Annotated in this window: 19 protein-coding genes; 2 read left to right on the forward strand and 17 right to left on the reverse strand. The window is 32.0% G+C overall.

All coding sequences use genetic code 11. From position 1 onward, the window contains the following. The 8 genes from smpB to CCUN_RS05225 are packed head-to-tail and all read right to left on the reverse strand — an operon-like array spanning position 1 to position 7,356. Entirely contained in the window at positions 1 to 453 is a 453-nt protein-coding gene (gene smpB / locus CCUN_RS05190) for an SsrA-binding protein SmpB (RefSeq protein WP_027305447.1), read from the reverse strand. Next, complete coding sequence (locus tag CCUN_RS05195) at positions 450 to 1,211, reverse strand: 4-(cytidine 5'-diphospho)-2-C-methyl-D-erythritol kinase (protein WP_027305448.1); 762 nt, start codon at positions 1,209 to 1,211, stop codon at positions 450 to 452. The genes smpB and CCUN_RS05195 overlap by 4 nt, the downstream gene beginning before the upstream one ends. Continuing rightward, the gene (gene csrA / locus CCUN_RS05200) at positions 1,208 to 1,435 is read right to left on the reverse strand and encodes a carbon storage regulator CsrA (RefSeq protein ID WP_027305449.1); all 228 of its coding nucleotides are present in this window, start codon (positions 1,433 to 1,435) and stop codon (positions 1,208 to 1,210) included. The genes CCUN_RS05195 and csrA overlap by 4 nt, the downstream gene beginning before the upstream one ends. Further along, positions 1,429 to 2,247: a tRNA pseudouridine(55) synthase TruB gene (gene truB, locus CCUN_RS05205; protein WP_027305450.1), complete on the reverse strand. Its 819-nt coding sequence runs from the start codon at positions 2,245 to 2,247 to the stop codon at positions 1,429 to 1,431. The genes csrA and truB overlap by 7 nt, the downstream gene beginning before the upstream one ends. After that, positions 2,244 to 4,310: an ATP-dependent helicase gene (locus tag CCUN_RS05210; RefSeq protein WP_027305451.1), complete on the reverse strand. Its 2,067-nt coding sequence runs from the start codon at positions 4,308 to 4,310 to the stop codon at positions 2,244 to 2,246. Before CCUN_RS05210 ends, truB begins: the two co-directional genes overlap by 4 nt. Then, positions 4,307 to 4,744, reverse strand: coding sequence for a hypothetical protein (locus CCUN_RS05215; protein ID WP_027305452.1), 438 nt, complete (start codon positions 4,742 to 4,744; stop codon positions 4,307 to 4,309). Before CCUN_RS05215 ends, CCUN_RS05210 begins: the two co-directional genes overlap by 4 nt. Next, a complete protein-coding gene (locus CCUN_RS05220) occupies positions 4,737 to 6,464 on the reverse strand; it encodes a M3 family oligoendopeptidase (protein WP_027305453.1) in 1,728 nt (575 codons plus the stop codon). Before CCUN_RS05220 ends, CCUN_RS05215 begins: the two co-directional genes overlap by 8 nt. 10 nt (positions 6,465 to 6,474) lie before the next feature. Continuing rightward, a complete protein-coding gene (locus CCUN_RS05225; RefSeq protein ID WP_027305454.1) occupies positions 6,475 to 7,356 on the reverse strand; it encodes an aspartate carbamoyltransferase catalytic subunit in 882 nt (293 codons plus the stop codon). Positions 7,357 to 7,491: 135 nt separating this feature from the next. On the opposite strand from CCUN_RS05225, the gene metK reads away from it, so the two are divergent. Beyond that, positions 7,492 to 8,691: a methionine adenosyltransferase gene (metK, locus tag CCUN_RS05230; protein WP_027305455.1), complete on the forward strand. Its 1,200-nt coding sequence runs from the start codon at positions 7,492 to 7,494 to the stop codon at positions 8,689 to 8,691. Positions 8,692 to 9,362: 671 nt separating this feature from the next. On the opposite strand, the gene CCUN_RS05235 is transcribed toward metK, so the two are convergent. The 9 genes from CCUN_RS05235 to CCUN_RS05275 form a co-directional block, all read right to left on the reverse strand. Further along, entirely contained in the window at positions 9,363 to 9,923 is a 561-nt protein-coding gene (locus CCUN_RS05235; protein WP_027305456.1) for a 2-oxoglutarate:acceptor oxidoreductase subunit OorC, read from the reverse strand. Next, positions 9,920 to 10,765, reverse strand: coding sequence for a 2-oxoglutarate ferredoxin oxidoreductase subunit beta (locus CCUN_RS05240; protein ID WP_027305457.1), 846 nt, complete (start codon positions 10,763 to 10,765; stop codon positions 9,920 to 9,922). Before CCUN_RS05240 ends, CCUN_RS05235 begins: the two co-directional genes overlap by 4 nt. Position 10,766: 1 nt before the next feature. Then, entirely contained in the window at positions 10,767 to 11,891 is a 1,125-nt protein-coding gene (locus CCUN_RS05245) for a 2-oxoglutarate synthase subunit alpha (protein WP_027305458.1), read from the reverse strand. Between the two features lie 9 nt (positions 11,892 to 11,900). Further along, positions 11,901 to 12,215 carry a 4Fe-4S dicluster domain-containing protein gene (locus CCUN_RS05250; RefSeq protein WP_027305459.1) on the reverse strand — a complete coding sequence of 105 codons (315 nt, stop codon included), beginning with the start codon at positions 12,213 to 12,215 and terminating at the stop codon, positions 11,901 to 11,903. Between the two features lie 10 nt (positions 12,216 to 12,225). Continuing rightward, complete coding sequence (sucD, locus tag CCUN_RS05255; RefSeq protein ID WP_027305460.1) at positions 12,226 to 13,095, reverse strand: succinate--CoA ligase subunit alpha; 870 nt, start codon at positions 13,093 to 13,095, stop codon at positions 12,226 to 12,228. A 10-nt stretch (positions 13,096 to 13,105) separates the two neighbouring features. After that, positions 13,106 to 14,266, reverse strand: coding sequence for an ADP-forming succinate--CoA ligase subunit beta (sucC, locus tag CCUN_RS05260; RefSeq protein ID WP_027305461.1), 1,161 nt, complete (start codon positions 14,264 to 14,266; stop codon positions 13,106 to 13,108). Further along, a complete protein-coding gene (locus tag CCUN_RS05265; protein WP_027305462.1) occupies positions 14,267 to 15,169 on the reverse strand; it encodes a malate dehydrogenase in 903 nt (300 codons plus the stop codon). Next, the gene (locus CCUN_RS05270; RefSeq protein ID WP_027305463.1) at positions 15,166 to 17,373 is read right to left on the reverse strand and encodes an NADP-dependent isocitrate dehydrogenase; all 2,208 of its coding nucleotides are present in this window, start codon (positions 17,371 to 17,373) and stop codon (positions 15,166 to 15,168) included. Before CCUN_RS05270 ends, CCUN_RS05265 begins: the two co-directional genes overlap by 4 nt. Before the next feature lie 117 nt (positions 17,374 to 17,490). Continuing rightward, positions 17,491 to 20,043: a YhdP family protein gene (locus CCUN_RS05275; RefSeq protein WP_027305464.1), complete on the reverse strand. Its 2,553-nt coding sequence runs from the start codon at positions 20,041 to 20,043 to the stop codon at positions 17,491 to 17,493. Between CCUN_RS05275 and mltG the strand changes: the two genes are divergently transcribed. Continuing rightward, positions 19,958 to 20,953 (forward strand): endolytic transglycosylase MltG, encoded by a 996-nt coding sequence (gene mltG, locus CCUN_RS05280; RefSeq protein ID WP_027305465.1) that lies wholly within the window; start codon positions 19,958 to 19,960, stop codon positions 20,951 to 20,953. The two genes, CCUN_RS05275 and mltG, sit on opposite strands and share 86 nt — an antisense overlap. Positions 20,954 to 20,988 lie beyond the last annotated feature (35 nt).

Here is a 20,988-nt window from a genome sequence, read left to right on the forward strand (position 1 = left end):
TTATAAATTTTTCATTGCCATCTTAGCATCTAAATCAGCTTGCTTTCTTTTCAAGGTTTGACGTTTATCATGCAAATTTTTACCCTTAGCTAGAGCCAAAGTCGCCTTTGCTTTATTTTTAGCATTAAAATACAAATCTAAAATCACCAAAGTATAACCTTCAATGCTCACTTTTCCTAAAAGCTTGTCGATTTGTTTTCTATGCATTAGAAGTTTTCTAGCACCTCGTTCTTCGTGTTTATAATAAGAATGTGTTGTGCTAAGATATGAAATGTGTGCATTGAGTAAAAAAAGCTCTCCTTTAATAATGCGGACAAAAGAATCTTTTAAATTCGCTCTTGCTTGTCTAAGAGCAACAACCTCACTGCCTTTTAAAACAAGTCCCGCTTCAAAAGTTTCAATAATACTATAATCAAACAAAGCTTTTTTATTTCTTGCGATAATTTTTTTCATTTGCAAACCTTAAAAACACTGCTTCCACTTCCACTAAGAAAAAAATTTGCCTCTAAAAACTTTTGCATTTTAGGATATAAAGCTACACAAGAAGTAAATAAATCGTTAAGTTGTAAATTTTCATATTCTAAAAGTTGCGTAGTTTTAAGCTTTTCAAAGAGTTTTGCGTTTTTTTCATTTTGTTTAAAATCAAACACACTTTCATCAAATTTTTGATAAACAGCTGAAGTTTGACAAGCAATTTGAGGAAAATTCCATTCAAGTTTTGGAATTTCATCTTCAAATTCTTGTATCATTTCTCCACATCCACCCACATTTGCACTTTTAAAACCGCTTAAAAAAAACGCTATATCAGAGCCCAATTTCATGCTTAATTGAACGAGTTTTTCTTTAGAAATTCTAAGATTTAATTCCTCATTCATCATCATCAAAAAACAAGCTGCATCAGAGCTTCCACCCCCAAGTCCTGCACAAACGGGGATATTTTTAACCAGTTTTAAACTCTTATTTTTAAAAAATTCTTTTAGCTCATTTTCGTAACCTTGATTGCAAAGCAAATCATAGGCTTTTTTTATGATATTGTTTTCACATTCAAAATCACTGATGAGTTCAAAACCCTCTTTGAATTTTTCATCTTGTAAAATCAGCTCATCATAAGGCTCATCAAGCAAGATAAAACGCGATTTTATGAGATGATAAGAACGTTTATCCCGACCTATGAGTTTAAGAAAAATATTAGCTTTAGCCCGAGCTTTCATTTTTTAAGCTTTTTACTTAGAATTTCGAGTTTAACATCATTTTGAGTTGCAGAATGCAAATTTTCATCTTTGATTTGAGTGATAAGCTCTTTTCTTAAAATCATCAAAGATTTTGGTGCTTCTATACCGATTTTAGCACAACCTTTGGTGGTTTGTATGATTTTAATCTCTATATTATCACCGATTTGTATGCTTTCATTTTCTTTTCTTGATAGTATTAACATTTTTTAACCTTATTAAGAATATATTTTACTTTATTATCTTTAATATCAATGATACAAAAAAAATTCTTATTTTGTATATAATAACTTCCCTCTTCTTGAAATTCAAGCTCTTCAAGCTCTATTTTATCGCCATTTTCAAGTTTGCTTACATCTTTAAGAAAATTTTCCTTTAGATCCAAATATTCTAACACATTTAAATCTTTTTCATCTTCGTAGCTAAAATTTCCTTCTTGAACACGTTCTAAGGCACTCAAAGTTGCATCAATGCCAAGTTTTTGAGCAAAAATTTCACAATAAGAGCGTATATAAGCTCCTTCACTCACACAAAGTTCAAGACTGAGGAAAGGATGCATATAATGCAAAATTTTACAATAAAAAATTTGCATTTTGCATTTTTTTAAAGAAATTATTTCGCCTTTTTTAGCAAATTCATAAGCTCTTTTACCTTGAATTCTCTTAGCACTAAATTGCGGAGGTGTGAAAGTGATTTCACCTAAGAGCTCTTCTTTGATTTTTTCAAGTTTATCTAAATCAAAAATAGGAAGTTTCACAACACTTTGTATGTTTTTATTATCAAAACTTAAAGAATGAACCCCAAACCAAAATGTGGCACGATAAATTTTTGGACTTTTTTTAAGAAAACGAAAAAGTTTGGTAAATTGTCCAAAAGCTATGATTAAAACGCCTTGAGCAAAAGGATCAAGTGTGCCTGAATATCCAGCTTTTTTAACCTTATATCTTTTTTTAAGTGAGCTTAAAAAGGCATTTGAACTCATTTCTACTTTTTTATAAGCAACAAAAAGTCTATTCATAGGGCTTTTTCTACAAAAGAAGCTAAAATAATGCGTTTGATTCCGCCAAAATTGATATGAAGCATTTGTTCTTTTTCTGTCTGTATATCTACAATTCTACCGATACCGAAAATTTTATGCTTGATTAAATCTCCTTTGTTAAATTTTTGTTTTTTTTCATATTCTTCATTTTCCTCTGTGATTTTCTGACTTTCATTTAAAAATCTACTTTTTTCAAGTCTTGTTCTTGCACCTTTATAAAATCTTGAATCCGCATAACTCAAACAAAGAGCCTTTTTTGCACGTGTTATAGCAACATAAGCAAGTCTTCTTTCTTCTTCTATATCACTTGTTTCAGAATGAAGGGGAAAAAATCCTTCTTCAAGTCCGGCAATAAAAACATAATCAAATTCCAAACCCTTACTCGCATGTATGCTCATCACATAAACGCACTCTCCACTGACTCCATCTTGTTCACTTAAAAGCGAAAGTTCATTAAGAATTTCATTCAAATTTTCATAATGTTCATTTTTAATTTTATCCTTCATTCCCGCATAAAATTCATCAAGATTGCGAATTCTATCCTCTCCATCTGCTTGAGTCTTGTAATATTCTTTGAATTTAAACTCACTTTCTAATTTATCAAATAATCTTTCTAAAGTCTCACATTCTTTTAAATTTTTAATATGCTCGATGAATCCATGAATTTCTTTATCGAGTTTTTTTGCAAAAAAACCGCTTCCTTCAAGATTGCAAAGGGCTTCAAACAAAGAAATTTTTTCTTTATTGGCATAATTTTCTAATTTTTCTAAGGTACTTGCACCAAAGCCTCTTTTGGGATAATTGATGATGGCTTTAAAAGAAAAATCGTCATTGAAATTGCTTAAAAATCTTAGATAAGAAAGTATATTTTTAATTTCTAATCTCTCATAAAATTTCATTCCGCTTAAAAGCTTATAGGGAATTTTTTCTTTATTAAAGACCTCTTCTAAAGAACGCGAAAGAGCATTGACTCGAAAAAGCACAGCGATTTTATTGGCTTTAATTCCTTTTTGAATGAGTCTTTTAATTCTTAAAACAAGTTCTTTGGCTTCTTCTTTTTCATCAAGAGCTTGTAAAATTTCAAGTGCATCGCCTTGCTCTTTCGTGCAAACAAGCTCCTTGCCGAGTCTATTTTCATTGTGTTTTATAAGCTCATTTGCAGCTTGGATAATCGTTTGTGTGGAGCGATAATTTTTTTCAAGTTTGACAAGTTTGACATTTTTAAATTCATTTTGAAAATTTAAGATATTATCAATCTTTGCTCCACGCCAACTATAAATGCTTTGATCATCATCTCCTACAACGCAAATGTTTTCATGTGCTGTGCAAAGATTTTTAAGAATTTTATGTTGTAAATCATTAGTATCTTGATATTCATCAACCATAATATAATGATAAAATTCACTTTGTTCCTTTGCAAAATTTTCATCCCTCTCAAGCAAAGTATTACTCAACATCAAAAGATCGTCAAAATCCACAAAATTATATTTTAAGAGATAGTTTTGATAATTTTGATAATATAAAGCAATTTTTTCAAATTTTTTATATTTTTCTGGCTCATTTTTAAAAAAATTCAAATCCTCAAAAACCTCTTCAACACCCTTAGAATGATTCTTAAAATGTGAAATATAGTGAAGAATATTTGAAGCATTTTCTTTTTCGTCGATGATTTCTTTTAAAATTTTTTTTGTATCGCTCGTATCGAGTATATTAAAATCGTTTTTGCGTCCTAGTTTTTCTATATGCAATCTTAAAAATAAAAGCCCAAATTTATGAAAAGTGCAAAGCAAGGGATTTCCATAAAAAGAATCATTTCCTATAAGATTTAAAGCCCTTGTTTTCATTTCATTTGCGGCTTTATTTGTAAAAGTTAAGGTTAGGGTATTAAGGGCTGGAATTCCCACTTCACTGATAAGATATGCAAGACGGGTCGTAATGGTTTTAGTCTTTCCACTTCCAGCACCTGCTAAAATCAGCATAGCTCCATCGATATGTTGCACAGCCTCGATTTGACTTTCATTGAGTCCTTTAAAAAGATTCATTTTTTAAATAAATTCTTATTTTTAGGATTATTAAGAAAAATATCGATAGAATTTTGAGTGAGATTTTCACTTTTTTCGCGTTTATAAAGGCTAAAATTCACAAATAAAACATTATTTTCAACTTGAATGTGTGTGATAGCTCCAAGATCAACGCTTACAAAGGTGGCAAAATCTTCAGGACCAAAACCTGCGTGGAAATTGATTTTTTCTTTATCAAGCCTAATGGATTCAAAGGTATAACCTGCAAGAGCAAAGACTGCATAGGGATTCTTTTTTATGTCTAAATTTTCGGGTAAAACCGGATCAAAATCAACAAATTCAGTCTTAACAGCAATAGAAAAAAAAATATTCTTATCCATTAACATTTCAAGGACATTAAAACAATGTTTTTGCATCAATTTGATAAAATTTTCATCTTCTAAAAATTTAAGCATTTTTTCCCTCTTTATGAACAAATTCATCAACAAGTTTTGCAATTTCTTTAATTCCAATCTCCCAAAAATCTTTATCCTCATAATCAAAGCCAAACATCGCAATCAATTCTTTAGGACTCACACTTCCTCCTAAAGAAAGCATTTTAATATAAAGCTCTTTGAAATTTTCACATTTTTTACTTTTATAAAGTCCATAGAGAGCTAAAACTAAAAGCTGTGCAAAGCCATAGGCATAACAATAAAAAGGAGAATGGATAAAATGAGGGATATAAGACCACCATAAAGAATAATTCTTACTTAAGCAAATGCTATCTTTAAACATTTTTTGAGATTCTTCTATCCAAATTTGATTGATTTGTTCTTTACTAAGCTCGTCTTTATGGGCGTGAATGCGTCTTTCAAAACAAGTAAAATTGATTTGTCTGTAAAGGGTTGCAAAAATATCTTCAATTTTTGCCGCATAAAGGGCTATAAGTTCGTCTTTTTCAAGCTTGGTTTTAATATAATCAAACACGAGCATTTCAGCAAATACAGAAGCCATTTCAGCTGTGGTTAGGGGTGTATCCTGATTTAAAAAGCTCACTTGATAAGAAAGTTTTTGATGTATGGTATGTCCTAATTCATGTGCTAGAGTAAAGAGATCGCGTCTTTGCTCGGTAAAATTAAGCAAAATAAAAGGATGAGTATCGGGTGTGGCAGGATGAGAAAAGGCTCCCCCTTGTTTTTTATCTTTAGGATACACATCAATCCAACCTTTTTTAAAGGCTTCTTTTGCAATTTTTTCAAATTCAGGCGAAAAGGCTTTAAAACTTTTGAGAATAATATCCTTACTTTGTTCAAAACTAAATTTCTTTTCTTTACCGATAGGAGCGTATCTATCGTAATCTTTGAGTTTATTAAAGCCTAAAATTTGCTTTTTTCTTTTATAAAATTTTTCCACTAAATCAAAATGTTTTTGCGTGGTATTGATGAGTGCATCGACACTTTTTTGTGAAATTTGATTGCTAAGATGTCTTGGTGCTTCAGCATTTTCATAGTTTCTTAAAAAGCAAATATTTTTTCTTTCTGTTTTAATCATATTGAGAATAAAAGTTAAAAGATTTGAATTCTTTTCTAAAACTTTAGTAAAATTTTTAGCCGCCTTTTTGCGAATTTTTCGATCGCTATCATAAAGTTTGCTCAAAATCTCTTCTTCACTAAGTTTTTTCCCTTCAAAAGGAATTTTTAAAGCACTCATATTTTCATCAAAAAGTCTGGCAAAAGCATGAGAGCCTGTATTTGAGAGATAAAGCATGACTCTTTCTTCTGCTTTACTAAGCTGATGTGTTTTGCGTTTGAGCCAATTTTCTAAAAAAAGTCCATATTCTTTACAAAAATTTTTAAATTCCAAAGCCTTATCTTCATCTAAAGCACAAAATTCAAGCTCAAAAAAGAGTAAATTTTCTTCAATTTTTTTGCATTCTTCTTCATATTTAGCGTAAATTCTTCCGTAACTTGTATCTTTGGCGAAGATTAGATACGCATAGCTTAGGATTTTATTGAGTGCTAAATTGATTTGTTCAAATTTTTTAAGAGCATTTAAAAAATTATCAGCATTTAAACGGCAAAGTTGATTTTCAAATTTTTGTTTAAACAATAAAGAGTCTTTTTTGCATTTTTCTGTATGAGTTTGCAAAGCTTCTTCATCCTTAAATAAAACACTTAAATCCCATTCCAACATATTTTTCTCCTTAATTTTCTAGGATAAGTTTCTTTAAAACAGCCATTCTAATGGCAACACCATTTTTAACTTGTTGCAAAACCAGAGTTCTTTTATCACTCATCATTTCATCGCTGATGTCTGTATTGCGATTAACAGGTCCTGGGTGGAGTAAAATCAGTTTTTTATTTTTAATCAAATTTGATTGAATGCAAAAATCGTTCGCATAATCCTTCAAAGAAGCGTAAATGCTTTTATTATGCCTTTCAGTTTGCGTTCTTAAACTCATAATAATATCAGCTTTATCGATAAGTTTATCATCGAGTTTGTAAGATTTTTCTAAATTTGAATGGGGCATAAAATGAGGTGGGGCAACTAAGATGATTTTCAATCCAAAGCGATTTAAAAGCTCTATATTTGAAGCCGCAACACGAGAATTTTTAATATCTCCAACAATGAGAATTATTTTATCTTTAATTTTTCCTTTAAAATGCGTCCAAATTGTAAAAAGATCAAGTAAAGCTTGAGTGGGATGAGCGTGTTTTCCATCTCCTCCATTTAAGACCGGACAATGCATGTGTTTAGCTAGGATATGTGGCACACCAGAGTAAGCATGTCTTACAATGATAGCATTTGGGCTCATAGAATCTAAAATCATAGCTGTATCATAAAGCGTTTCACCTTTTCTTAAACTGCTTCTTGAAGTATCAAGTCTTAAAACCTTTGCTCCAAGCCTTTGAGCTGCACTTTCAAAAGATGAAAGAGTGCGGGTTGAGTTTTCAAAAAATATAGTTGTAACACTCTTGCCTTCAAGCAAAGTTCTAGGCTTTTCATCTAAGAATTCTTTTGTATCCTTAAACAGCTCTAAAATTTCATCTTTATTGAAATCTTTTGTCGTGATAAGATGCCGCATTTTACTCCATTTATAAATTTTTGTTTAATTATTTTAGCGAAGTTAAGCTTAATTTTCATAAATTTGCTTGATGTCTAAAATTTAAGGAAATTAAGTTATAATTATAGCCTTTTAATTTTTTAAGAAAGGACTTTTATGTATCTATTCACTTCAGAAGTCGTAAGCCCTGGTCATCCTGACAAGTGTGCTGATATAATCGCTGATACAATAGTGGATATACTCTTGAAAAATGACAAAAATTCAAGGGTGGCGAGTGAGGTTTTTGTCGCAGGAAATAAAGTTGTGATTGGAGGGGAAGTAAAATCTAAACACAAATTATCTAAAGCTGATTATGACAATTTAGTTAAAAATGTTTTAAAAAACATAGGCTATGATGGAGCAGGATATTTTACCAAAAAACAATGTTTGCATCCTGATGAGGTTGAAGTTTTGGTTTTTTTAAATGAACAAAGCCCGGATATAAATCAAGGTGTTGATCAAGAAAGTGGAGAAATTGGAGCAGGAGATCAAGGCATTATGTTTGGTTTTGCAAGTGATGAAAGTGCAGAATTTATGCCTGCAGCAATTTCTTATGCAAGAATGTTGTGTGATAAGGTTTATGCTTATGCTAAATCCCACCCCAATGAGCTTGGTGTGGATATTAAAACTCAAGTTACGATTGATTATGGCACAAAGGAAAATTTTGAAAATTGCAAACCTCAAAGCATTCATACCATAGTGATTTCTGCTCCTTGTGTTGAAAGTATGAAAATAGAAGATTTAAGGGCATTGATAAGAAAACTCATTGATGATACAAAATTACCAAAGGAGCTGTTTAATGCTGATAAAACAAAAATTCTTATCAATCCGACCGGAAAATATGTCAATCACAGCTCCTTACACGATAGCGGTTTAACAGGTCGTAAGCTCATTGTCGATAGTTTTGGTGGTTATGCTCCAATTGGAGGGGGTGCACAATCAAGTAAAGATTACACAAAGGTTGATAGAAGTGGACTCTATGCTGCAAGATGGCTTGCAAAGAATATTGTCGCAGCAAAACTTGCAAAAAAATGTATTGTTCAATTAAGCTATGCTATCGGGGTTGCAAAACCTACTTCTGTAAGTGTGGATTGCATGGGAACTAATACCAAAGTGAGTGACGAGGTTTTAAGTGATTTTGTTATGCAAAATTATGCCCTAACTCCAAATTGGATTTGCAAACAATTTGCTTTAGATAAACCGAGCAAGGAAACTTTTCTTTATGCTGATGTGGCTGCAAGGGGTCAGGTTGGGCAAAAAGATTATCCTTGGGAAAAGCTCGATGTTGTGGAGGATTTTAGAAAATTATTAGGATAAAAATTTTTAAATTTGAAAATTCTTAAAGATTTTTAAAATAAAAGTGAAGTTTTGAAAAATATTCATAAAACTTCACTTAATAAATAGCATTTATTTTTAAATTATACTTACAACAAATATTTTATAATTTCTAAAAAATTAAAAACGAATTTTGTTTTTTATGATTTTAATATAATTTTTTAAATTCTTTATATCAAGCCTATATAAAACTCTATATTCAAAAATAAATTAAACCTTATAATAATATTTTCATCAATGGAAATTTATCTCCAAAATAATTTTTAATTTGCAAAGTCTTTCTTCTAAAAACACTTGGTTTATTTTAAGTGATTATATCCACTATAAATCTTTATGCTTAACCAAATTATTTTTAATGTTGTAATTAAAAATCTACAAATATAAATTTTTTACAAAAAACAATATAAAGCAAAAATTTGAAAATAACTTAAGTCATTTGGATATTGACTTATTAAAAAATATTTGAATAATTTTAATTCTAATACCACAAAACAAATTTTAAAAGACTTAAATAAAAATATTTAATTATCAAGGACATTACAATATCTTAAAATGTTTATTATTCAAAAAAATAAATAGATATTAAATTAATAATCACTGAATTTTCGAGTTTTAAAAAGAATTTTAAGCAAGGTTTTTGCCTTGCTTAAAATTTAGACGCATTTAGGTTTAGCCTCGCTTGCATATTTAATCCCTAAATCAAAAGCTTTTGCATTCGCATCTCTTGTTTTTGGCGGAACCATATGAAGCATGGTGTCTTTTAATTTATCCAAATCAATGCACTTGCTCATATAAGCAGCGATAGCCAAAGCGACAACAGATTGAGTTGCAACATTGCCCACTTCATCTTTAGCGATTGTGATGATAGGAATTTCAAACACCTTCCATTTTTTATAATCCTCACTTTCAGGATGAACTAAATTAGGCTCAACAACAATCACACCACCTTCTTTAACTCCACCTCTAAAACCCTTGTAACCTTTATCTGCGGTAGAAAGCATAAAATCAACCTCACCTTCAACTGCATAAGGGAAAAGAATTTCTTTATCATCAATAATAATATCTACTTTTGTAGGACCTCCACGCACTTGAGAGGTATAAGTTGAAGCCTTAAAAGCAGAACGACCTTCTTTAATAGCAGCTTCAGCTAAAATCTCACCCGCAGTTATAACGCCTTGTCCGCCTTCACCGCCAAATCTTAATTGATATTTCATTTTAACGCTCCTAAATCCACCATTCTTTTTTCTTTAGCCGCACGACGCACTTCTTCGTAAGCGTGGCAGTATTCAGGTTGAGTTTCATCTTGATATAAAATTCCCGTTGGGAATTTACCCTTTTGCTCTTCAGGGCTTAATTGGTCAAATTTTGCTTTATCAACAATGAGATTTTTAATCCAATCAAGCATAGCTACAGCTTCTCCCATCTTGTTTTTGCGTCCAAGATTAATATGGCAATTTGAAAATACATCAATAAAACTATAACCCTTATGCTCTAATGCTTTATAAATTAAATTTTCAAGTTTATTCGCCTCAATCACATTTCCTCTGGCTACAAAAGACGCACCTGCAGCCTTTGTAAGCTTACAAGCATCAAAATTTGGGTCAATATTACCAAATTGAGCTGTTACTGTGTAAAAACCTTTTGGAGTGGTTGGAGAAGTTTGAGAATTTGTAAGACCATAAATGAAATTATTAATCACAATATGAGTTAAGTCTATATTTCTTCGGCAACCATGAATGGTATGATTACCTCCAATAGCTAAAGTATCGCCATCCCCGCTGACGACAATGACCTTTTTACTCGGATTTGCAAGTTTAATGCCTGTTGCATAAGCAATGGCTCTTCCGTGAGTGGTATGCACGGTATTGCAATTAACATAAGAACTCATTCTACCGCTACATCCTATCCCTGAAACCAAACACACATCGTCCATATTCCAACCAATTTTTTGTATGGCTCGAATGATACATTTTAAAACAACGCCATCTCCACAACCCCAACACCATTGTGTAGGAAGTTTATCCACTCTTAGATATTCATCATAATCAAATGCCATTTTATATATTCTCCTTTACTTTAGCAATAAGCTCACTTGGAGTGATAGGGCGACCATTAGCTCTATGGAGGCTGATAAAATCCCTTCTTCCACTCACTCTTTGAATTTCCTCAAGATATTGTCCCATATTAAGCTCGCTGACTATGACCTTTTTGAAACGATTGACCACTTCTGCGATTTTTTCTTCTGCAACCGGATAAAGAGTAATAGGGCGGAAAAGTCCCACTTTAATCCCTTCTTCTCTTAATCTTAAAATCGCTTCTTTAGCCGAACGACTCACACTTCCATAAGCGATAATCAAAAGGTCTGCATCATCTATCATATATTCTTCATAAGCACAAATTTCATCTTTGCGATTCTTAATCTTTCCAACCAATCTTTCTATATTTTTTTTAACAATAGCTCCATCTTCTGTTGGAAAGCCTATATCTCCGTGATGAAGTCCTGTAATATGATAGCGATAACCCGTAAAGAAAGGATTAAGCGTAGCAGCTTCATTTTCACCGGCTGCATAAGGTTTATAACTTTTTTTATCTCCTTCAAATTTAGCACGATTGATAATCTCAATATCCTTTAAATCAGGCAAAATTGCTTTGCCATTCATATGTCCTACGGTTTCATCCATAAGTAAAAACACCGGAGTCATAAATTTTTCGGCTAAATTAAATGCTCTTATTGTTTGAGTATAAGCTTCTTCTAAAGATGCTGGAGCAATCGCTATGCTCGCAAAATCCCCATGAGTTGGTGCCTTAGCTTGAAATAAATCCCCTTGTGCAACTCGTGTTGGAAGTCCTGTTGATGGACCGCCTCTCATAACATTGACGATTACAAGGGGAATTTCAGCGATAAAAGCAAGTCCAATTTGTTCAGCTTTCAATGAAATTCCCGGACCGCTACTTGCTGTCATTGATTTAACTCCACTCATTGCTGCTCCTATGGCTACACTCACACCTGAAATTTCATCTTCCATTTGGATAAAAGTACCATCATTTACAGGCAATAAATGGCTTAATTCGTGAGCAATTTCAGAACTTGGAGTGATAGGATAACCTCCAAAAAATTTGCATCCACAATCAATTGCTGCTTGAGCAATCAATACATTTCCTGTTGCTATAACTTCTCTCATCGATTTTTCCTAAACATTTAATTTTCTGTATTTATTGTCTTTTACTGCCTTAGCTCTATCTTTAGATTCAGGAGTAAGTTTGGCAAATTTAAATTCATCTCTTTTTGCCACCATAATAGCAAAATCAGGACAATGCAATTCACATTCAGAGCAACCTATACAGGATTCAGGATGCACCACTTCTATCATTTGTCCCAAAACTGCACTCAACTCATCACGCATAGCTAAAACCCCAGCGGGGCAATAGCTAACGCAAATATTGCAAGCCTTACATCTGTGCTCATCAACCCAAACCGGGGTGTCTTTTGGAGCTGTTATACTCATAATTTTTCCTTTAACCTAGTATTTTTTTAATCTCTTCACCAATCAAAGCAGGAGAATCAACCACATGAATTCCATAAGATTTAAGTGCTTCTTTCTTTGCTGTTGCACTTTCATCTGCACTGCCTACAATAGCACCTGCGTGTCCCATTCTTTTTCCTTTCGGTGCAGTAGCACCTGCGATAAAGGCTACAACAGGTTTTTTAATATTTTCTTTAATGAATCGGGCTGCTTCTACCTCTAAACTTCCGCCTATCTCACCAATCATAACCATAGCCTTGGTTTCATCATCTTTTTCAAATTCACTCAATAATTCCTTATAAGAAAGTCCTATAATAGGGTCTCCACCTATTCCAACAGCAGTTGAAATTCCATAGCCACTTTTTACGACTTGATTTGTTGCTTCATAGGTAAGGGTTCCGGATTTAGAGATTAATCCTACGCAACCTTTTTTAAAGATAAATCCGGGCATAATGCCTAATTTACACTCTTCAGAAGTGATAATACCCGGACAATTTGGACCTATGATTTTCATTCCTTTTTTATTTGCGTAATTTTTAGCAAACATCATATCTTTAACAGGAGTATGCTCTGTGATAACAACGGCGAGTTTTATACCCGCATCAGCTGCTTCTATAACGCTATCTCCCACAGCAAAAGCAGGGACAAAAATCAAGCTCACTTCTGCACCCGTTGCCTTAACAGCTTCTGCAACAGTATCAAAAACAGGTTTATTTAAATGAGTTTGTCCGCCTTTAAAAGGTGTAACCCCACCAACTATATCAGTGCCATAAGCTATGCATTGTTCAGCATGAAAAGTTGCTTCTTTACCTGTAAAACCTTGAACAATTACCTTTGTGCTTTTATTGACTAAAATACTCATTATTTTTTCCTTATACTAAACTTTTTACAAGCTCTGCACCATTTTTAAGGTCAGTCGCTGCTTTAATATTTTTAAGATTTGATTTTTCTAAAATTTCTTTTGCTTCTTTAGCATTTGTCCCATCAAGACGCACAACAACAGGAACATTCACTTCAACATTTTTTGTTGCTTCTAAAATTCCATTTGCAATTCTATCACAACGAACAATACCACCGAAGATATTAATAAAAATAACCTTAACATTTTTATCTCTTAAAATGATTTCAAAGGCTTTTGCCACGGTTTGTGGATTTGCCCCACCACCCACATCTAAGAAATTTGCTGGTTTGCAACCGCTATAATTGATGATATCCATAGTTGCCATTGCAAGTCCGGCTCCATTAACCATGCAAGCAACATCTCCATCGAGTTTAACATAGCTTAATCCATATTCACCCGCTTCTCTTTCAGCAGGATTTTCTTCTGTAATATCTCTCAATTTTGCAATCTCTTCGTGGCGGTAAAGAGCACTATCGTCAAAACTGCATTTTGCATCTAAGGCATAAAAATCACCTTCAGCAGTTTTGATTAAAGGATTGATTTCTAACATATTCATATCTTTATCCATGTAAAGTTTATAGAGTTTTTCTATCATTGAAATTAATTTTTTCGCTTCATCTTTGTCAAGTCCAAGCACCTTAGCAACCTCAAGTCCATGAAAGAGTTTAAAGCCTATTTGTGGATCAATACCTACTTTTGCAATTTTATCCGGACTTTCCTTAGCCACTTTTTCTATATCCATTCCTCCTTCACTTGAAGCAATGATAGTGATTTGTTCTGCCATTCTGTTAAAAAGTATAGCCAAATAATATTCTTTAACAATATTTGCTCCACTCTCTATATAAAGCTTTTGCACAAGCTTACCTTCGGGTCCTGTTTGATGTGTGACTAAATTCATACCTAAAATTTGGTTTGCGTAGTTTTTAACTTCATCTAAATTTTTAGCGATTTTAACACCGCCCCCAAGTCCTCTACCTCCTGCGTGAATTTGAGCCTTCACCGCCCAAACGTTGCCACCTAAATCTTTAGCATTTTGCACAGCTTCATCAACGCTAAATGCTACCTTGCCCTTAAGGGTAGGTATATTATAACTTGCAAAAATTTCTTTTGCTTGATACTCGTGTATATTCATTCATTCTCCCTTGTATTGATATTTAATTAAAGATTTTTTTAACTTTTTTTCTTCCTCAGCACTAAGAGTGAGTTTCATCACCTCAATAACGCCTTCTAAACCTAATCTTGCCATCACACCTAAAGCCTTATTTTCCACTCCAAATTCACCATGTAAAATCACACTCATAGGCAAAAACTCGCCACTTCTTATGGACTCAAGCATTCTTATACAAGCACTTGCAGGTGCTAAGAAAGCGGAAGTTTTAAGGTGTTTAATCACCTTCGCACCTCCTGTTTTAACTTCATTTTCTAAGTCCTCAAGTTCTTCTTCGTCTAAAAATTCTTCAATGCTTCTGTTTTTAACTTTTGCATAAGAAAAAAGTAAGACCATATCATCATTATGAAAACCTATGAGTCTGGTATCAACACTTGAAGTTGGAACTCCAAGCTTCTTAGCTGCTTCGTATTTAAATCTTGCATTGTCTAAAATTCCTGCCATCGCAATAATCTTTTTAGGCGAAAAAAGATTGCTTTCATAGAGGGTATTGAGCAAGAAATCCACCGGATTTGTGATGATAATAAAAAGAGGATTTTCAACAAATTGCTTTATATTTTTAGCACAATCGAGCATAATCTTTGCATTGGTTTGGTAAAGCTCATCCCTACTTTGTCCATCTTTTCTTGGTACACCTGCAGCAAAAATGACAATATCAGAATTGCTCGTATGAGAATAATCCTTAGTGCAAATAAGATTTATAGCTAAATTGAGTGCTGTGATGCTTTGAGAAAGCTCTAATTCTCTAGCTATAAGCACCTCCTCACTCCGATCGATTAAAACAAGTTCTTGTGCAAATTCCCTTAAAATCAAAGCATAAGCAATGCTTAAACCTACATTTCCTGCACCGATAATAGAAATTTTCATCTTTTTTGCTCTATCTTTGCAATGATAGCATTAAAAGTCTTGCTAGGACACATAATGCTTTTAGCTTTTTTATCATCAAATTTATAATACCCACCAAGATCAACTTTAACCCCTTGTGCGTCTATAAATTCTTGTCTGATTTTTTCTTCATTTGAGCTAAGTTCTAAAGCAATGTCCTTAAAGAAAGTTTGAAGTTCTATATCATTAGCCTGTCTGGAAAGATGATGAGCCAAATACATTGCAAGATAAAAATGGCTTGTGCGGTTGTCATCTTCATTGACCTTTCTCGATGGAGCCTTATTATTTTCTAACCATTCGCCTATAGCCTCATCAAGGCAAGCCGCTAAAACTCTTGCTTTGTTATTGGAGCATTTGTTCGCATAAAATTCCAAACTCGCTTGCAAAGCTAAAAATTCGCCTAAACTATCCCAACGCAAATGATTTTCCTCGATAAGCTGTTCAACTTGTTTAGGAGCAGAACCTCCCGCTCCGGTTTCAAACATGGCTCCTCCATTTAACATAGGCACAACTGAAAGCATTTTTGCACTTGTTCCAAGTTCTAAAATAGGAAATAAATCTGTAAGATAATCCCTTAAAACATTTCCAGTGATTGAAATCGCATCTTTTCCCGCACGAATAAGCTCTAAACTTTTTAAGCAAGCTTCTTTTGGGGCTAAAATTTTTATATCTTGACCTTTTTCTTTAAGTCTTTCTTTAACCAAAGAAGCCATAATTTTATTGCTTTCTCTTTTCTCATCAAGCCAAAAAATTGCTTCACTCCCCGTTAAATTTGCCCTCTCAATACCTAAATCAATCCAATTAATAATCGCATCAAATTTCGCTTGATTGGCTCTATAAATATCGCCTTTTTTAACCCTATGTTCAAGTAAGGTCTTGCCCTCTGCTACGATTTTAAAAATTCCCTCTTCTTTTGCCACAAAAGTTTTGTCGTGAGAGCCGTATTCTTGAGCTTTTCTAGCCATTAAACCCACATTTGAAACCGTTCCTAAAATTCTAGGATTAAGCGTACCATTTTCGTGTAAATCTTCAATAACCGCTTCATAGATTGTCGCGTAAGTTTGGTCTGGAATGAGAGCATTTGTATCCTTTTCTTTGCCATTTTTATCCCAAAGTTTTGCTCCATTTTTAAGCATAGCAGGCATTGAAGCATCAACAATCACATCACTTGGGACATGCAAATTTGTGATGCCTTTATCGGAATTAACCATAGAAATTTCAGCTCTTGTGTCTAAAATTTCTTTGTATTTTTTAAGTATTTCTTCTTTTTTCTTTGAATTTTCGATTTTATTTAAAAGCTCGGATAAACCATTGTTTGCATTAATGCCTAATCTCCCAAATTCATCTTTAAATTCAGCAAAGAGTTCTTTAAAAAATACTTCAAGAGCGTAGCCAAAAATTATAGGGTCGCTGACCTTCATCATCGTTGCTTTAAGGTGCAAAGAAAAAAGCAAATCTTCTTTTTTACAAAATTCAATTTCCTTTTCATAAAAGGCTTTAAGTTTTTCAACATCCATAAAAGTCGCGTCTAAAATTTCATTTTTTTCAAGTTTTAAACCTTCTTTTAAAATTTCACTTTTTCCGCTATCTGAAACAAATTCTATATTTGCAGTGCAATCTTTTTCGATTAAAACCGCTTTTTCATTTGAAAAAAAATCTCCTTCTTTCATATAAGAAACTTTGGTTTTAGACTTTTTATCAAAAGGTATAACGCGGTAGGGATTGTTTTTCGCATATTCTTTTACAGCTTTAGTGCAACGGCGGTCCGAATTACCTTGACGCAAAACGGGATTGACAGCTGAACCTAAAATTTTTTGATATTTTTCTTTAATTTGAATTTCTTCGTCATTTTTTGGTTCATCTGGGTAATTTGGTAACATATAGCCCTTATCTTGAAGCTCTTTAATCGCTGCTTTAAGCTGTGGAATAGAGGCTGAAATATTTGGGGTTTTAATCAAATTTGCATCTGCTTTTTTAACAAGCTCCCCTAAATCTTTTAAGGCATCTTCGCATTTTTGTTCATTTGTAAGGTAATCGCCAAAATGAGCTATAATCCTTCCGGATAAAGAAATATCAGAGGTCTTAACAGCTATATTTGCTCTGCTTAAAAAAGCTTGGACGATTGGAAGAAACGAATAAGTCGCAAGAGCTGGGGACTCATCAGTTAAAGTATAAGTAATATGCATTTTTATCCTTTCTATAAAAATTTTAATTCTAACTATGAAAGTATAATACAATTAAAAAATTTTTCAAGGGTAAATTTAAACTTCGTTTTATATTTAGCAAAAAAATGTTTAATTTTATCATTGAAATAAATTCACCGGAAGTTGAATGATGTTCTTAATCAAATTAAAAGGCGTTTTCAAAGTGTCAGTTAAAATTTGAGTGTGAAATTTAGGATCTTCAAAGGTGCCATCAATTTTTAAATTCGTGCTGATTTCTTGGTCTTTACCTAAAACCACATAATTAAGAAATGGAACTTTTGAAATTGCTGTAGAAGCAGATTTTAAAGTCTTAAGCTCTAAATCCAAATCTATAGTGCTTAAACGCAAATTCGCATTTCCTAAGCCAAAAATATCCACACTCTCTCCGTTTAAATTAATTGCTTCAATACTCAATAAATCTTTCTTACGATTAAATACTACTTTACCTTCAATCAAACTGAGTCCTTTTTGATTAAAAGTTGGAGATTTAAACAAAAGCAAACTCGGCACAGTGTCGATAAAAGAAATCAACGCGTTAATCCCTTTTAAGTCTTTTAAAAAAGTATTTTTCAATTCAAATTGCCCTGAAAAAAATTCTAATCCACTCCCCTTTACATTTAAATTAAACACACCATCTTGCACCGCTTGTTTTTGTAAAAAGGTATTGATAAATTCATCGTTCATATTTTTTACTTCAAGTTTTAAATCATCAGGAGAATAATAAAGCTTAAAATCGGCTTGATTTTTATTTGCCTTTGCGTTTATAATCCCCTTATCTAAAGAAGCTTCAATCTTATCAAATTGCAAAGTCTTATTCATATCTGCTAAAATAATGCCAAAATTTGCTCCGCCAAAAACAATATTTTCTTGATCAATGTTAAAATTTCCCCCCTCGCTCTTTTTGTAAATATAAGTGAGATTATTTAAATGAATTTCTTTGTTTTGTTTGTTTAAATTTGCATTGACAAGATTGCTTTTAGAATGAATCTGTATTCTGTCGTTTTGATTGCTGATGTCAAAACTATCCCTTTCATAAGGAGTTTTACCCGCGATTAAAAAATCGCTTTTAAATTGTGCTTCATCAATTTTTAACGTAAAATCTTTAAAATTTTCACTCTTATAATATACATTTGAGGCATTTTTTAAATTAAATTTTTGAAGCAAAGACGAATAGGGAACAAGGGCTGAAATTTTACTCAAACTTGCCTCTAAACCTTGTTGAAAATTCATATCAAGCCCCCATTGAGGAACAGACATTTTAACGGCTTGAGAAAAATCTAAATTAAGATTTATTTTTTGATTTTTCATATCTATAAATTCATTATGCAAACTCAAAATATCAGTTAAAAATGTGCCCTTTTTTTCTAGCAAATCAATATTTGCATCAAAATGAGCTTCTAAAAAATCATTTTTCACATCAGCATTTTCAATCTTTAAATCATCTTGCTTAAGATAAACAAAGGCTTGAGTCACATTAAAATCAAGCAAAGACAAATTTGCATTTTTAAGCTCAAATTCCCCGTTGTATTGTATATTTTTTCTATCAGCTTTTAAAAAAGCTATTTTTAAATTAAAATCTGTTTTGACTGCTCCGCTTTTTTGATAAAAAGGCAAGGTTAAACCATAAGATTTTAAGAGTTGAAAGAGTTTTTCATCTAGTTTTAAATTATGAGATAGAATATGTAAAGACATTCCTATGTTTTTATTAAATATATCATACAAATAAATCTTGCTTTTATCTAAATCTGCTCCGTTGTAAGTTGCTTTATCAAAATTAAAATCAAGTCTTTGTGCTTCAAGCTTTAAAGCAAGATGAGGAATTTTAATCGCATTCATATTATGATTTAATTTAATTTCAGCATTTTGCATAAAAGAAGAGCTTTGAATTTCATCTAAATAATAATTTTGTTTTTTTAAATCCGCAAAACCTTTAAGGTATTCTATATGATAAAATTCAGCCTTAATGCCCTTTGTCAATAAATCAGTAAGATGTTGAGACAAGGCTATCTTGTTTTGACTTTGTTCTAGGATTTGTTTTAAAATTTGTGAAAGATGTTTTGTATTAGCATTTGTAATTTCATAAGACATTTGTCCCTTTTTATAAGAAATGCTTGTATTAAAATCTATCAAATGTGAATAAGCTTTAGCATTAAAATAATAGAATTGACTTTTTGTATCAATGTCTAAATTTCCTTCTATACTTAAGTTATAATCCTTAATCCATAATTTCTTAATATCTGCATTAATAAGATGTTCGTTTGGCTTTTGCAGGTTGATTCTAAGGAGAAAAAGCTTGTTATCAACAAGAAAATCATCATTTTTAAAAAGAATTCTTATATGGTCATCTTTAAAATCGAAATTTGCAATATCAATTTCTTGCACAAGCATATAAAGATAATTGATATTTTTTACAACTTCTAAAAGCTCTTTTGAGGTGTCGTCTATGTTTTGGGAATTTTTATTATTTTGTAAATTTAAAGTGATATTTTTTGCTCGTAAAATGAGTTTTTTATCTAATTTAATATATAATTGCTCTAATGTTAAAAAATTAGAATGGACGCTAGATATGGAAATTCCGTTTTTCAAAACCAAAAATGAAACAAATATAAGCACACCAAACACGCCCAAAATATACAGAATCTTTTTTTTCATCAGAAACTTCTTTTTATTTTTTATGATAGCCCTTTTAAATTACCTCAATCAGCCTCTACAAAGCAATTCTGTGGTCTATATCCCTCAAGGCTCAATCTCTAAAATTATAACACATTTAAACCAAAATAATTATGAAATGAGCGAAATGGATAAATATATTTTATTTTTACTCGGAAAACCTCAATCAGGTTGGATTAATATAGGCACAAAACCTCTTAATCGTGCTGAATTTTTACACAAACTCACAAGAGCTAAGGCTGCTCTTGTAAATATCACCTTAATTCCGGGCGAAACAAGTTTGATTTTTTTAGAACAAGTTGCAAAAATTCTTAATCTCAACAAAGATACACTTTGGACTGAATTTAAAAAACAAGCCCCTTTTGAAGAAGGGGTTTTCATACCCGAAACCTATAAAATTCCTAAGGGAATCACTGAAAATTTATTGATTTATTTTTTGCTTAAACATTCTGAAAATATTTACAGGCAGAGTGCGAAAAAAATTTTTGGTGAATACAACGCTAAAAAATGGCATCAATATGTCATCACTGCTTCAGTGATTCAAAAAGAAGCCGCAAATGAAGAAGAAATGCCCATTGTTGCAAGTGTGATTTATAATAGACTGAAAAAAAATATGAAATTGCAAATGGACGGGACACTTAATTATGGAATTTATTCTCATATTAAGATTACTCCGCAAAGAATTAGAGAGGATGAAAGCTTTTATAATACCTATAAATTTGAAGGCTTACCAAAAGAGGCGGTTTGTAATGTTTCTTTAAATGCGATTAGAGCAGCAATTTTTCCAGCAAAAACAGAATATTTGTATTTTGTTAGAGATAAAAATACAGGTTTGCATGTTTTTACAACGAATTTAGAGGCGCACAATCAAATCATCGAAAAACAAAAATAAATTTAAACACCTAAGCTTTAATCTTAAGTTACAAA

It is taken from the genome of Campylobacter cuniculorum DSM 23162 = LMG 24588 (genome assembly GCF_002104335.1).
Classification (GTDB): Bacteria; Campylobacterota; Campylobacteria; order Campylobacterales; family Campylobacteraceae; genus Campylobacter_D; species Campylobacter_D cuniculorum.

What these genes read in the sequence shown, in the direction of transcription:
- smpB (WP_027305447.1), bottom strand. Translation starts at nt 453, where the DNA reads ATGAAAAAAATTATCGCAAGAAATAAAAAAGCTTTGTTTGATTATAGT.
- CCUN_RS05195 (WP_027305448.1), bottom strand. Translation starts at nt 1,211, where the DNA reads ATGAAAGCTCGGGCTAAAGCTAATATTTTTCTTAAACTCATAGGTCGG.
- csrA (WP_027305449.1), bottom strand. Translation starts at nt 1,435, where the DNA reads ATGTTAATACTATCAAGAAAAGAAAATGAAAGCATACAAATCGGTGAT.
- truB (WP_027305450.1), bottom strand. Translation starts at nt 2,247, where the DNA reads ATGAATAGACTTTTTGTTGCTTATAAAAAAGTAGAAATGAGTTCAAAT.
- CCUN_RS05210 (WP_027305451.1), bottom strand. Translation starts at nt 4,310, where the DNA reads ATGAATCTTTTTAAAGGACTCAATGAAAGTCAAATCGAGGCTGTGCAA.
- CCUN_RS05215 (WP_027305452.1), bottom strand. Translation starts at nt 4,744, where the DNA reads ATGCTTAAATTTTTAGAAGATGAAAATTTTATCAAATTGATGCAAAAA.
- CCUN_RS05220 (WP_027305453.1), bottom strand. Translation starts at nt 6,464, where the DNA reads ATGTTGGAATGGGATTTAAGTGTTTTATTTAAGGATGAAGAAGCTTTG.
- CCUN_RS05225 (WP_027305454.1), bottom strand. Translation starts at nt 7,356, where the DNA reads ATGCGGCATCTTATCACGACAAAAGATTTCAATAAAGATGAAATTTTA.
- metK (WP_027305455.1), top strand. Translation starts at nt 7,492, where the DNA reads ATGTATCTATTCACTTCAGAAGTCGTAAGCCCTGGTCATCCTGACAAG.
- CCUN_RS05235 (WP_027305456.1), bottom strand. Translation starts at nt 9,923, where the DNA reads ATGAAATATCAATTAAGATTTGGCGGTGAAGGCGGACAAGGCGTTATA.
- CCUN_RS05240 (WP_027305457.1), bottom strand. Translation starts at nt 10,765, where the DNA reads ATGGCATTTGATTATGATGAATATCTAAGAGTGGATAAACTTCCTACA.
- CCUN_RS05245 (WP_027305458.1), bottom strand. Translation starts at nt 11,891, where the DNA reads ATGAGAGAAGTTATAGCAACAGGAAATGTATTGATTGCTCAAGCAGCA.
- CCUN_RS05250 (WP_027305459.1), bottom strand. Translation starts at nt 12,215, where the DNA reads ATGAGTATAACAGCTCCAAAAGACACCCCGGTTTGGGTTGATGAGCAC.
- sucD (WP_027305460.1), bottom strand. Translation starts at nt 13,095, where the DNA reads ATGAGTATTTTAGTCAATAAAAGCACAAAGGTAATTGTTCAAGGTTTT.
- sucC (WP_027305461.1), bottom strand. Translation starts at nt 14,266, where the DNA reads ATGAATATACACGAGTATCAAGCAAAAGAAATTTTTGCAAGTTATAAT.
- CCUN_RS05265 (WP_027305462.1), bottom strand. Translation starts at nt 15,169, where the DNA reads ATGAAAATTTCTATTATCGGTGCAGGAAATGTAGGTTTAAGCATTGCT.
- CCUN_RS05270 (WP_027305463.1), bottom strand. Translation starts at nt 17,373, where the DNA reads ATGCATATTACTTATACTTTAACTGATGAGTCCCCAGCTCTTGCGACT.
- mltG (WP_027305465.1), top strand. Translation starts at nt 19,958, where the DNA reads ATGGAAATTCCGTTTTTCAAAACCAAAAATGAAACAAATATAAGCACA.
- CCUN_RS05275 (WP_027305464.1), bottom strand. Translation starts at nt 20,043, where the DNA reads ATGAAAAAAAAGATTCTGTATATTTTGGGCGTGTTTGGTGTGCTTATA.